Genomic DNA, 13151 nt, shown 5'->3' with positions numbered 1-13151 from the left:
GCCCACGACGGCGTTATGGTCGAAGCACCATGAACGAATTCCTGCTCGCCCGACCCGACGCGGTGTTGCGCACGTCGGGCGTGCGCGAGGTCTATTCGGACCCGCGCGAGGCCGTCGAGGCGCTGCGCGGGTGGCGGAGTTCGCCCGGCCCGGCGCGGGCCGACCAGACAACAGCCCCGATCTCTTCGAACCTGGACAACGACTCGGCGGCACCTGGCGACTCGCCGCAAGAGCGCTGGGTGGTTCCGGGCGAACCTGCCGATGGCGACACTGACGGCCGCGTCATCGAATCTTCCAGCGCCGCACAGCGATTGATCGTCGGAGCACTCCCCTTCGATCCCCGCGAGCCGGCGGCACTCTGGCAGCCCGCGATGGCGCTGCACACGGCGGGACCGTGGCGGCCCGCAGCGCTTCCCGACTTGCCCGGTGTGCGCGTGTCGGCCGAAATACCAAGCGCAGCAGAGCATGTGGCGCGGGTGACGAAGCTCGTCGAGCAACTCGGTGACCCGGCCAACGAACTGCGCAAGGTGGTAGCCGCACGGTCGATGGTGCTCGAGGCCGACGCGCCGCTGGACCCCGAGGTGCTGGCGGCGCACCTGCTGACCAGGCATCCGAATGCCTCGGTGTACGCGGTCGACCTGTCGGCGGCGGGCCGAACCGGCGAAACGCTGATCGGCGCGACGCCCGAAGTTCTGGTCGCCCGGCACGGCGATCGCGTCAGCCTGCATCCACTCGCGGGCACCCTCCCCCGCCTCGCCGATCCGGCGCAGGACGCCGCCCAGGCACGAGAACTGTTGTCCAGCACCAAGAATCACGAAGAACACGCCTTCGTCATCGACTGGATCCGCCAACAGCTGAGCCCGGTTTGCACGGAACTGCACATCCCCGACGCGCCGGAACTCCTCAGCACCGAACAGGTCTGGCACCTGGCCACCCCCATCCACGGCGTGCTGCGCGACCCCTCGACCACCGCCCTCGACCTGGCACTGCTGCTGCACCCCACCCCTGCCGTCAACGGCACCCCGTTCGCCGCCGCGCTCGACGCCATCACCACCGAGGAACCGTGGCGCGGGTTCTACGGCGGCGCGGTGGGCTGGTGCGACGCGGACGGCGACGGCGAATGGGTCGTCGCGATTCGCGGCGGCGAACTGTCGGCCGATCGACGCGTCCTACGGGCTAGCGCGGGCGGCGGGATCGTGGCGGCGTCGGATCCGCAGGCCGAACTGGCCGAAACGACGGCCAAACTCCGCACCCTGCTCGGCGCCCTGCGTTGCGCGCTGCCCAACGACTGACCGAGGCCGGTACACCTGCTAGGTTGACCGGAGACAGGCCCCGACGTCGACGTATTGGAGTGCGCGATGAAGTTTGCTGTTCCGGCTGTTGCCAGCGCGGTCGGCGGCGCCCTGCTGAGCGCGATCGCCGTCTTCGCGATCACGGCAGCGGTGCAGCAGAACACGGCACCTTCGATCGACCGCAGCGGTGACAAAGACTCCTCGCTGCTCAACGCTCCTGAATACGGCAGCCGCTGACGCCGACGCCCGCGCGTCGCGCCCCGCATCGGGGCAACCGGACAAGGCGCCACTGGGTTGGCGCTGGCTCGTCGGCTCGGTAGTAGCCGCCTTCGTACTGACCTTCGCGCAGGCGCCCGGCCTCACCGTCGCCGACACCAAATACGACCTCGCCCAGAACCCCCTCGGCTTCCTCGCGCGAGCGTCGCACCTGTGGAACAGCCAGGCCACGATGGGCCAGGTCCAGAACCAGGCCTACGGCTACTTCTTCCCCCACGGCGCCTTCTTCTCCGCAGGCCACATCCTGCAACTGCCCGCCTGGGTCACCCAGCGCATCTGGTGGGCGTTGCTGCTGCTCGCCGGGTTCTGGGGCATCGTCAAGCTGTGCGAAACGCTCGGGATCGGGTCACGCGGGTCGCGGGTGATCGCGGGCATCGCGTTCGCGTTGTCGCCGCGAGTGCTGACAACCCTGGGGTCCATCTCCTCGGAAACGTTGCCGATGATGCTGGCGCCGTGGGTACTGCTCGCACCGGCGGCACTCGGTGTCGCCCTGAAAGCGCGGCGCGCGACAGAGTCGGGTGATCCCGCTGAGGATCGGGCGTCCGAGAGCGCAGTCGCGGATCAGCCGAGCGCCGCGAAGAGCCGGGTCGCGTTTCGAGGCGGCCCACTCTCGCCTGCTGGAAGTGCGCTGGCGCTCGCGTTGATGGGGTCGGTGAACGCGGTCGCGACCGTGGCGGCGTTCCTGCCCGCGGCGCTGTGGTGGGCTTCCTATCGGCCGAATCGGCAGTGGTGGCGGTTCACGCGGGCGTGGATTCCGTTGCTGGTCCTTGCCACTTTCTGGTGGGTGGTGCCGCTGCTGCTGCTCGGGAAGGTGAGTCCGCCGTTCCTCGATTTCATCGAGTCGTCGGGGGTGACGACGCAGTGGGCGTCGCTGAGCGAGGTGCTGCGCGGGACCGACAGCTGGACGCCGTTCGTCTCGCCGGAACGCATCGCAGGCGCGGTGCTGGTGACCCAGCCCGCTGCGGTGCTGGCGACCGGCCTGCTCGCGGCGGCGGGGATGGCCGGACTCGCGCGATCGACGATGCCGTATCGGGGCAGGTTCGCGCTGATCCTGTGCGTGGGACTCGCGGGGATCTGTGCGGGATACGTCGGCACGCTCGGTGGGCCGTTCGCCGAATCAGTGCGGATCTTCCTCGACTCCGGCGGTGCGCCACTGCGCAATGTGCACAAACTCGAACCGCTGATCCGGCTGCCGCTGGTGGTGGGACTGGCGCACCTGCTCGGCCGCGTCGCGCTGCCGGCTTCGGTGCCGATGCCGGTGTGGCGCAGCTCTTTTGCCCACCCCGAGCGTGATCGGCTCGTCGCGATCGCCGCACTGGTGCTGGCCGCGCTCACCCTCGCGACCTCCCTGGCGTGGACCGGCCGCCTCGCCCCGCGCGGCGCCTACGACCGAGTGCCCGCCTACTGGACCGACACCGCCGACTGGCTCGCCGCCAACGCCGCCGACACCCGCGCGCTCGTTGTGCCCGGCGCACCGTTCGGCAGCCAGATCTGGGGACTCACCCGCGACGAACCACTGCAGGCACTGGCGAAAACCCCATGGGCCGTACGTGATTCGGTCCCGCTGAATCCGCCGGGCACGATTCGCGCGATGGATTCGGTGCAGCGGCTGATCGCCGACGGCAGGCCCTCCACTGGCCTCGCCGCCACCCTGGCCGACCAGGGCATCGGAATCCTGGTGTTGCGCAACGACTTGGACCCCGAAACCTCACGGTCGACGCGGCCGATGCTGGCGCACCGCGCGATCGAGGGGTCACCGGGACTGACAAAGGTCACCTCGTTCGGTGCCGACATCGGACCCCGGGCAGCGGACGAAGGCCTCGTGGTCGACAACGATCTGCAGCCTTCCTATCCGGCCGTCGAGATCTACCGGGTCGATGTGCCACCGCCCGGCACACCCGTCAAAGTGCGCAGCGGCACGGGCGCACCACCCGGATTCCCCGGCGCCTACACCACCCCACTGGATTCGGTACCCGTCGTCCAAGGCGGCCCCGAAGTTCTCGAACGCGTGCGCCGCGACGGCGAGAACCCGACGGCACCAATACTTCTCGAAGCAGACGCGCGCCGCGCCGGACTGCCGCCGCGACCCACCCTGCTGACCGATACCCCCATGGATCGAGAGTCCGACTTCGGCCGGGTCGACAACCACAGCTCCGCGGTCCGCGCCGCCGACGACGCGCGACGCACCCACAACCTGGTCCCCGACTACCCCGTCGACGGCGCCGAACTCGTGCAGGGCGAATGGTCCGGCGCGAAAGTGACCGCGTCCAGCTCCGCCGCCGACGCCACCCAGATCGGCGGCGCGGCGCCCGGCAACTCGACCGCGGCCGCCGTCGACGGCGATCCGAGCACCGCGTGGATCAGCAATGGTTCCGAATACGCTCTCGGACAATGGATTCGACTCGATCTGGACAAGCCGATCGCCAGCGGCTCGCTCCGCTTCACCACCACAGGCGCGGCGCTCGGCGACCCGGTGAAGTGGGTGGAGGTCCGCACTTCGCGCGGGACGGTGTCGGCGCGGATCACCGAACCCGGTGAGCCCGTGTCGGTCGCGCTGCCCGCGGGCAAGTCCGACTGGGTGATGATCAGCGCCGCCCGCACCGAAACCGGCACTCGCGGCGGGCAATTCGGGATCAGCGAACTCACCCTCGACGACTACACCAACCGGGAAGCGCCGGAGCGCGTCGACATCCGCCACCGGGTGGTGCTGCCCGATCCCGCCCCGGGAACGATTGTCAGCGGATGGGACCTCGGACAGGAATTCCCCGGTCGCAGTAGCTGTTTCGACGGACCACTGCGCGTGCACTGCAGCAAGGGCCTCGGACTGCCCGCCGAAGAACCCGGCATCTTCGGACGCACCCTTTCGGTGCCGGAACCGCTCACCGTCGGCGCCGACCTCACCGTGCGCACCCGCTCCGGACCCGCACTGGAGGCCCTGCTCACCGACTACACCCGGCCCGTGGCACGCGGCAAAGCCGACGTCGCCGACCTGCGCGGTTCCGCCTTCGCCGCCACCGACGGCGACCCGAGAACCACCTGGACCGCCCCCGAATCCACCGTCCGCAAGCCCGGTGGCGGCAAACCCACACTGGTACTGGAACTTCCGCAACCCACGCTGGTGACCGGACTCGACATCACTACCGCACTCGGTGGGCTGCCCGCGACCGCCACCTCCGTCGCGGTGAACATGGGCAACGGCCCGCAGATCCGCGAACTACCCGAACGCGAACACGGCGAACCCGCTCGAATCTCGCTGCACCCCACCGAAACCGACCGTATAGAGATCAGCATCCAGACCTGGAACGAGGTCCTCGACCGCACCGCACTCGGCTTCGTCCTCACCCAACCGGCGGGACTGGCCGAAGTCGACGTCCTCGGCCCCGACTACCCCGCACCGGCCCCCGGCGACCGACTCGTCACCATCGGCTGCGAAGCGGGCCCGGTGATCGCCATCGGCGGTCGCGCCGTCCACACCACGATCACCGCCACCGCCGACGAACTGCGCTCCGGCGCACCGGTTTCCGCACGCCCGTGCCCCGAGGACGCGGCCGACATCGAACTCCTCCCCGGCCACCCCGACCTCACCGTGGCCCCCACCGAACTGTTCACCGTCGACCGCATCCGCCTCCCCCGCACCGACCCCTACCCCGGCGCACCCGTCCTGCCCGCCGAAACCATTCCATCCACACCCGAAAACCCCGCCGAACACACCGGGCCGGCGCCGGGCGAATCCCCCGCCGATCCCGGAAAGCCCGCGCCTGGCACGCAATTGCTGGTTCTACCGCTGAGCACCAATGTCGGCTGGCAGGCGCACACCGCCGACGGGCAGGAACTCTCGCCGCTCGTCGTCGACGGTTGGCAGCAGGGTTGGCTCGTACCGCCGGGAACCAGCGGCGAGATCACCGTGTCCTTCCCGGCCGACCGCTGGTACCGCCTGGCGATCTTCGGCGGACTGCTGCTACTGATTCCCCTTGTGCTGCTGGCGATTCCCCGACGACGCCCACTCCCGGACATCGGACCCGCACCCGGCACATGGGGTGTCCGGTGGGTCGCGGCGGTCGGCCTGACCGGCGTGATCGCCGTCATCGCCGGACCCTTCGGCGCGGCGTTCACACTGATCGCGCTGGGCTGCAGCCATTTCCGTCCCGCAACGACGGCCCGCACCATGCCCTGGCTCGCCGGCCTCGGGACCCTGATCTCGACCGCGGCCCTGTCCACCGGAACCTGGCGCTCCGGCAGCGAGTACATGGGCGGCTCACTCTGGGCCCAGGCACCCGCCGTCATCGCAGTCATCGCCGTCGGCGTAGCGGCCCTCCCACGCCGCCACTGACCGCCGTCGCACGCAGCACCCCGCACAGTGCCTTCGGCCCAGCGCGCCACCACCGGGCGCGGCACCTTGGGGCTGGCGCGGCGCTACAGGCGCAGCTCAACGCCATCGGGCCAACGCGGGGACTTCGACTCAGCGCGTCGGCGAGCTCTCGACCGGTTCCGTCTCGCGTTCGACCCGTGCGGCGGAAACCCGCCGATCCCAACGTGCGGCCCACCGGCGGCACGGTTCCTCGACCAGCGCGAAGCTCGCGGCAGCCAGCGGAAGGGTCAGCGCGGTGGTCAGAACGAGCACGTAGAGGAAGTTGCCGTTGAACGGGACGATGCCGAACACCGGGAACACCACCGTGAGCACCACCAGATGCCACAGGAAAACACCGTAGGACCAGCGGCCGAGAATCGCGGCGGTCCTCGATTCCAGCCAGCGGTTGGCCGTACCAGGCCGACGGATCACCAGCGGGGCGAGCAAGCCGAACCCGATGATCATGCCGAGCACCATCTTCATCGCGTACTGCCACGGATGCGCGCGCTCGAGCCCGGCGGGGCCGCCGAATTCGGTCGCCGAGAGCAACAGCGCCGCCAACGCCAGCGCCCACATCAGCGGTTTGTTCGACAGCACGCGCGCCCAGCGCACCTCCGGTCGCACCAGGTGGATCAGCTCCGCGAGCACCGTGCCCGCCGCGAACCACGGCAGATAGGCGGGCAACCAGTTGTCGGCGTGGATCGCGTCGGGCGTCGGGATCGGCCACAGATTCCAGGTCAGACTCACCGCGATCAGCCCGCACAGCACCGGCACCCGCCACCGCGCCGCGGGCCCGCGCAGCCGCACGACCAGCCACGCCAACAGCGGCAACACCACGTAGAACGCCATCTCCACCGACAGGCTCCACATCTGCGTGAGCCCATCGGTCAAGGTCAACGGCACGAAAACCTGCTGCAAACCCAGATTCGACAACCACACCCGCAGATTCGCCGAATGCGCCGCACCGGGCAGCAACAGCAGCACGAACACCACGACCACCCAGTACGCGGGCACCACCCTGGCCACCCGGTGCAGCAGGTAGCGGGTGGTCGTCGGCGCGCGACCGAGCCCATGTGCGGCCGCCGCGTGCGGACGCCACAGCAGGAAACCCGACAGCGCGAAGAAGATCGCGACCGCCATATCGAACCGTTCCAGGATCGGCCCGATGACCGGCGTCCCACTGGCCCCGGTCTGGAACGCGACGTGGGTGACCAGCACCCCGAGCGCCGCCATTCCGCGCATTCCTTCGAGGGCGGGAATGAAGGAGCGCGGGGGCGAAACGGGGGCGGTGGCGGTCGTCATCGTGGTCCAGTCTGCCGTGTCGGCGATTTCGGCGGCACAGCACGGCAGCCTTCGGCGTCGAGGCTGTTAGTGTGCAGACCACCGGGCCATCCGTGTTCGAACGACGAGGAGAGTTTGCATGGCACTGAGTGCCGGTACCAGAAGAACGGTCGCCTGCGTGCTCGTGGGTCTCGGTGCGGCGTTACTCGTCGCCGCGCTGATGATCCCCACCTACACGGTGAGCAAAGTCGCCAAGACTCCACTCGACCTCGAGATCACCACGATCGCGCAGAACCAGCCCGGCGAGGAAAGTCTCGTCCTGGACTCCAAGTCGCTGACCTCCGGTGACGGTGCCGCCGTGGTGAACAAGGATGTGCCGCTGGTCTCCCAGCGTTTCGTCACCGTGGAGGAGCCCTCCGACGCCGACGAGATGACGCTGCAGGCAGGCACCACGCTGCGCCGCACCGACGTGCAGGGCGACACCGGCCTGCTCACCGCCGCCATCGACCGCGTCACCATCTCGCGCACCACCGGCATGCCGGTCGAAGCCGACCCCAACGGGTCGATCGCGGTGACCGTGAACAAAGAGGGCAGCGTCATGGAACCGGTGCAGCACACCGGCATCGGCTACCGCTTCCCGATCGGCACCGAGAAGAAGACCTACCCGTACTTCGACATCAACGTGCGCAAGTCCTTCGACGCGAACTTCATCGAAGAGACCGAGATCAACAGCATGAAGGTGTACCGGTTCCAGATGACCGTGCCGGTCACCAGCACCTGGGACGTGCAGCAGTCGCCCACCAACCGGCTCACGCTGCCCGCCGCGAAGTGGGGTGTCGAGGGTGGCGACGCGCCCGTCACCATGACCCGCTACTACACCAACGTGCGCGACCTGTGGGTCGAGCCGCAGACCGGCACCGTCATCAAGGGTGGCGAGTCGATCCACCTGTTCTACGCGCGCTCCGGCGACAAGCCCGAGGTCACCGCACTGAAGTCGCACCTGGTGTTCGACGAGGCGACGGTCGAATCGCAGATCGCCATCGCCAAGGAGAACACCGACAAGCTGTCGCTGTTCGGACGCGTGGTGCCGATCGTGTTCGGCGTGCTGGGTGTGCTGGCGCTGCTGGCCGGGTTGTTCTTCGGGTTGCGCGGGGGTGGCACTCCGGCTCACGCGAGTCCGCGTGGCTCGCGTCCGACGCCCGCACGTGCGGCCGCACCGGATGACACCGCGGCTACCCGGTGGGACGGTGACGACGCGCCGACCACACAGTTCCCGCGTGGGGATTACGACGCTCCGACTGAGCAGATCGACATCGACAAACGTCAGTAGACGCTTCTCAACAGCCCCGGTCTTCGGCCGGGGCTGTTTTGTTTTGGGAGCAGGTAGAACCGGGCCCGGGCCGTCTAGCCGGCGGGGCGCGGGTTGCGGGCGGTGTGCAGGACTGTGACGGCGACGATGGTTGTCGTGACGGCGGCGACGGAGACCGCTGTGCCGATCAGGGCGCCGATCGTGCGGGCGAAGGTGAGCATCAGGGTGATCTCGATGGCCAGGCCGATCCAGGTGACGGCGGCCAGGGCGGTGCGTTCGACGGCGATCGCCGAGAGAAGCGCACCCTGCAGGACCGCCAGGATCGCGCCGTGCAGGGCGAACAGCCACAGCATGGACTGGATCGGGGCATAGTCCTCGCCCGCGAAGAGCGGGGCCAACGGCGCGGCCAGCGCGGCACCGAGCACCGCGACGACGCCGATCATCGACAGCACTGCGAGCGCATCGCGGATCGCACGGGCCGAATGCGACGGCTGAGCCATCCGCGGATACAGCACCACCCCGACGGCTTGCGGCAACCAGAACGCGATCTTGGTGGCGATGGTGCCCAGCGAATAGCGGCTCGCATCGACCTCGTCGAGGACGATCCGCACAATGATCAGGTCGACCGACGACAGCGCCATCAGCGCCGCCTGCACCTGCACCGCCCGCAACACCGGCAGCACCCCCACCGACTTGGTACTCGATTCGCGGTCGTCCGTGGCAGCGCCGCGATTCGACCCCGCCGCGGACTCACGGGCGCCCGAAGCGGCACCACGACTCGGACCCGCCGTGAACTCATGGCCGTCCGCGGCGGCGCCACGACTCGGGCTCGGGCTCGGGCTCGGGCTCGGGCTCGGGCTCGGGGCACCCTCGATCGGCTGCGCGACGGTCGATCGCGCGATCCTGCCTGCGACAATCGCCGCACCGACAATGCCCGCCGCCCCTGCCCACAGCGCACCGGCCGCACCGCCGCCGAGCGCCAGCGCCAACAGCGCGGGAGCTACCCGGGCAGTCCCCGCCATCGCGAGAACCGCCGCGAGCGCGCGGAACTGATTGCCGCCCTGCAGAATTCCCTGCTCACCGGACAGCACCACCAACGCGGGCGCCGCACCGAGCGCGGCAGCCGCGGCCCACACCCCCACATCGAGCACCGCCGACACCACCGGAATCAACACCACCGCGACCACGGCCACCAACGCGGCGACCCGCCACTGCATCGCCCGCACCGCCGCCGCTCCAGCGCCGCGCACCACCTCACGCGCCACCACGTTCTGCATGGCCAGCGCGGGCACCGCGCACAACAACTGCACCGCGAGCAGACTCGCGAACTCACTGAACCCCGCGACCCCCAACCAGCGCCCCGCCAACAACTGCAGCAGGTAACCGGCGACGTTGGCGGTCATCGCGCCAGCCGTCACCCACGTCAGATCAGCGACAACAGGGGGGCGACGGACCGAGGACACGCCTCATCGTCGCACCCCACTGTGTTCGCCATCACGCCAACCCCGAAAATGTGAGTCCGTGCGGACTCACCTCGAGTGGATTCGTCCCGAACAGCACGGCGACCACCCGGCGTAATCGCCCACTTCGCGCGTTTTGAATCAGTTTTCTGACTGAACGGGCTCGAAGTGGGTGATTACGCCGGGCCGGGAACTGTTCGACCCCGGCCGCGATGGAACGTAAGGTCCACTGGCGTGACGAGTAGTGGGCGGACAAGGGCCTTGGTGGCCGGATACTGCGCCCTCCTCACGGCGATCATCGTCGGCCCGCTGGCCGGATCCGGCTACCTGCTGCTACGCGACGCCGTGAGCACCCCGCGCTCGTACCTCACCGATTCAGCACTCGGCCTCGGCGCCGCCGCACCGCGCGCCGTACCGCAGGACGCCCTGCTCGCCGCCCTCTCCCCGGTCGTCGACGGCGGAATTCTCGTGAAGGCGATCCTGATCGTCGCGTTGTGGTCGGCCGGTTACGGCGCCGCGATGCTCGCACGACGCTTCGTCGCCGCGTCCACCGGCGCGCAGTTGGTCGCCGCGACCCTTGCCCTCTGGAATCCCTTTGTCGCGGAACGACTTCTGCAAGGACACTGGAGCCTGCTCGCCGGTTACGCCGCCCTCCCCTGGACCGCACTTGCCGCCGCACGCATCCGAACAAACAGTGGCGGTGCGGGATCGACCACGCATGCCAGTTCCGCCGAAAGCGGGCGCGCGACCGGGTCCATCGACAGCGCAGAAGATTCGAGGCGCATTTCGCCGATCGGCAGCACCTCCGGATTCGGCAGCCGAGGCGGCTCTCTCGGCGGTTGGGCCGCGCTGATCGCCAGTTTCGCCGCTGCCGGATTGACCCCGACCGGCTCGTTGCTGGCCGCCGTCATCGGACTCGCATTGATCGGACGACGAGCCTTCCTCCCCGCCACCGTCGCGTGGATCGCGACCTGCGCACCCTGGCTGACCGCGACCGCACTCGGTTCAGGCGCCGAACCGTCCGACCCAGCGGGCGTCTCGGCCTTCGCCGCACGCGCCGAACCGTGGCTCGGCACGCTCGGCAGCCTGGCCGGACTGGGCGGGATCTGGAACAGCGAAGCCGTACCAGCAAGTCGCACAACACCACTCGCGCTGGTCGGCACGCTGCTGCTGCTCGGCATCGTCGCCTTCGGGGTGCGAGCGGTGTGGGCGACCGGTCGCAATGGTCGGACGCTGCTGGTGATCGCGGTGGTGGCGATCGTGCTGCCCGCCCTCGGCGCGACCAGTTGGGGTTTGGCCGCCGGCGAGTGGCTGGTAGTCAACGTCCCCGGAGCCGGGTTGCTGCGCGATACCCAGAAGTATGTGGCCTTGGCGATGCCCGCCTACGCCTTGTGCGCGGCGGCCGCCTGCCGAACCGTCACAGCGACGGCACGCCGACTGACCTCGGACGAGGAGGCCGCGAGCCGATCCGTGCCCTCCGGAACACGTGTTACCGCAGCATTTTTCATCACCCTGCTCACCCTCCCGCTAGCCGATCTCGCCTGGGGAGTCGGCGGCGAAATGCGCCCCGTGCACTACCCCGCAGGCTGGCAACAGGTCGTCGACCGCATCGACGCCCCCGGCGACGTAGCCGTACTCCCCGCAGGCATGTTCCGCCGATTCCCTTACAGCGGAACACCTCCCGTCCTCGACCCAGCCCCCCGCATCCTCCCCAACGACGTCCTCCAAACCGGCGAACTCCGAGTCCGCGGCTACGCGGTAACCGGCGAAGGCAACCGAGCCCGCACGGTAGAACAAGCCCTCCTCCAAGGCGCCCCCGCCACCGACCTCGCAACCCTCGGCGTCGGCTGGATCCTCATAGAACGCACCACCCCCGGCCCCCTCGGCACCTCCGAAAAAACCCTCACCACAGCCGAACTCACCTACCAGGACCCCGACCTCTCCCTCTACCGAATCCCCAACCCCGCTCCCCTGGACACCGCCACCCCCACCCAACGCCGAATCTCCACCGCAGCCCACCTCCTCTGGGCCACCCTCCTCCTCGCAGCCCTCATCACCGCAGCCCTACGCCCCTCCCCGGAGTGTCGCCCGGCAAGTCGTTCGAGTGTCGCGTGACGCTCCGGTAAATAGAACCGCATTCCCATTAGTGACCTATAGTCGGGCGCTATGGTCAGCTCACAGCATGAGGCGATGCACCGGATCTTCCGGCACGATCCGGGCCCCTTCGCCCGCATCTTCCACACGCTCGACCTCCCCTTTTCCGATCCTCTCGAGGTCGAGCATCTGTCGGTAGATCTCACCGAGATAGAGCCGATAGAGCGCCGAGCGGACACGATCCTGCGAATCGTCACCGCAGAATCCACCTTCCTGCTCGTCGTAGAGGCTCAGAGCAAGAAGGAGGCATCCCGGCCTAGAGCATGGGCCTACTACCTGGCCTACCTGCATGCGAAATACAAGCTTCCCGTCGTCCTGGTCGTCGTTTGCCGCACCCGGGCAACCGCCGAGTGGGCCGAGGGACCGCACAATATCGGTCATGCGACCTGGCCGTGCGTAATACTGCGCCCCCTCGTTCTCGGTCCCCACAACGTTCCCGTCATCACCACCGTCGAAGCGGCGCTCGCCGACCTTCCCTTGACTGCTCTATCAGCAATAACGCATGCCACAAGTCCTGAGATCGGTGCGATACTGGAAGCACTATCGGGTGCCCTGCACCTTGCAGGCGACCGGGACGACGCACAGATCTACTCCGAACTCGTCGAACTAGGCCTCGGCCGCACCCGAGGCGCTCACATCTGGAGGAAGTTGATGTCGGTAGACCTTTCGTTCTTCCGCTCCGAAACGTCGCAGCGGATGCGCCGCGAAGCCCACGAAGAGGGCCGAATGGAGGGCCGCACCCAGGATATTCTGCGCATTCTGCAGCGCCGCGGCATCGAGCTCCCCGCTGCCGCTCGAGCCAAGATCTCCTCGTGCCACGACGTCGACGAACTCGACGTGTGGTTCGATCGCGCGTTCGACGCACAGACTGCCGACGATCTTTTCAGCGCCTGACCGTGGGGCGTACGGAGTTCTACGTGTTCTCCATTGCCGCGGCATCGCGGTTCCACCAGCGGCACGCATGGAGATCAACTTGTGCGAGGACATCGTTCAGCTTCGGGGTTGGCTCGACAAATCGCTCGATGTAAGCG

8 protein-coding genes are annotated in these 13151 nt (G+C 68.7%); 6 read left to right on the top strand and 2 right to left on the bottom strand.

Annotated elements, in window-relative coordinates:
- Positions 1 to 29: 29 nt before the first annotated feature.
- From ACFWUP_RS09155 to ACFWUP_RS09145, 3 genes are all read left to right on the top strand, one after another.
- Entirely contained in the window at positions 30 to 1292 is a 1263-nt protein-coding gene (locus tag ACFWUP_RS09155) for an isochorismate synthase MenF (RefSeq protein ID WP_379232385.1), read from the top strand.
- 66 nt (positions 1293 to 1358) lie between these two features.
- Complete coding sequence (locus ACFWUP_RS09150) at positions 1359 to 1529, top strand: DUF2613 domain-containing protein (protein WP_022566695.1); 171 nt, start codon at positions 1359 to 1361, stop codon at positions 1527 to 1529.
- Entirely contained in the window at positions 1510 to 5898 is a 4389-nt protein-coding gene (locus ACFWUP_RS09145) for an alpha-(1->3)-arabinofuranosyltransferase family protein (RefSeq protein ID WP_379232868.1), read from the top strand. The genes ACFWUP_RS09150 and ACFWUP_RS09145 overlap by 20 nt, the downstream gene beginning before the upstream one ends.
- A 129-nt stretch (positions 5899 to 6027) precedes the next feature.
- Here ACFWUP_RS09145 and ACFWUP_RS09140 read toward each other — a convergent pair whose 3' ends face one another.
- Positions 6028 to 7218, bottom strand: coding sequence for an acyltransferase family protein (locus ACFWUP_RS09140; protein ID WP_379232384.1), 1191 nt, complete (start codon positions 7216 to 7218; stop codon positions 6028 to 6030).
- A 118-nt stretch (positions 7219 to 7336) separates the two neighbouring features.
- On the opposite strand from ACFWUP_RS09140, the gene ACFWUP_RS09135 reads away from it, so the two are divergent.
- Positions 7337 to 8527, top strand: coding sequence for a DUF3068 domain-containing protein (locus ACFWUP_RS09135; protein ID WP_379232382.1), 1191 nt, complete (start codon positions 7337 to 7339; stop codon positions 8525 to 8527).
- Positions 8528 to 8601: 74 nt separating this feature from the next.
- On the opposite strand, the gene ACFWUP_RS09130 is transcribed toward ACFWUP_RS09135, so the two are convergent.
- Complete coding sequence (locus ACFWUP_RS09130) at positions 8602 to 9909, bottom strand: polysaccharide biosynthesis protein (RefSeq protein ID WP_379232380.1); 1308 nt, start codon at positions 9907 to 9909, stop codon at positions 8602 to 8604.
- Positions 9910 to 10200: 291 nt separating this feature from the next.
- Here ACFWUP_RS09130 and ACFWUP_RS09125 point away from each other — a divergent pair, with 291 nt between their 5' ends.
- Together ACFWUP_RS09125 and ACFWUP_RS09120 are read left to right on the top strand one after the other, a co-directional pair.
- The gene (locus tag ACFWUP_RS09125) at positions 10201 to 12081 is read left to right on the top strand and encodes a hypothetical protein (RefSeq protein WP_379232378.1); all 1881 of its coding nucleotides are present in this window, start codon (positions 10201 to 10203) and stop codon (positions 12079 to 12081) included.
- Positions 12082 to 12132: 51 nt separating this feature from the next.
- Entirely contained in the window at positions 12133 to 13014 is an 882-nt protein-coding gene (locus tag ACFWUP_RS09120; RefSeq protein ID WP_379232376.1) for a hypothetical protein, read from the top strand.
- Positions 13015 to 13151: the final 137 nt, after the last annotated feature.

Origin of the sequence: Nocardia sp. NPDC058658 (assembly GCF_042716665.1) — a bacterium.
GTDB lineage: Bacteria > Actinomycetota > Actinomycetes > Mycobacteriales > Mycobacteriaceae > Nocardia.
The sequence above is the reverse complement of the archived record's forward strand: the minus strand, read 5'-3'. Positions and strand labels throughout refer to the sequence as shown.

What these genes read in the sequence shown, in the direction of transcription:
- ACFWUP_RS09140 (WP_379232384.1), bottom strand. Translation starts at nt 7,218, where the DNA reads ATGACGACCGCCACCGCCCCCGTTTCGCCCCCGCGCTCCTTCATTCCC.
- ACFWUP_RS09150 (WP_022566695.1), top strand. Translation starts at nt 1,359, where the DNA reads ATGAAGTTTGCTGTTCCGGCTGTTGCCAGCGCGGTCGGCGGCGCCCTG.
- ACFWUP_RS09130 (WP_379232380.1), bottom strand. Translation starts at nt 9,909, where the DNA reads ATGACCGCCAACGTCGCCGGTTACCTGCTGCAGTTGTTGGCGGGGCGC.
- ACFWUP_RS09120 (WP_379232376.1), top strand. Translation starts at nt 12,133, where the DNA reads ATGGTCAGCTCACAGCATGAGGCGATGCACCGGATCTTCCGGCACGAT.
- ACFWUP_RS09155 (WP_379232385.1), top strand. Translation starts at nt 30, where the DNA reads ATGAACGAATTCCTGCTCGCCCGACCCGACGCGGTGTTGCGCACGTCG.
- ACFWUP_RS09135 (WP_379232382.1), top strand. Translation starts at nt 7,337, where the DNA reads ATGGCACTGAGTGCCGGTACCAGAAGAACGGTCGCCTGCGTGCTCGTG.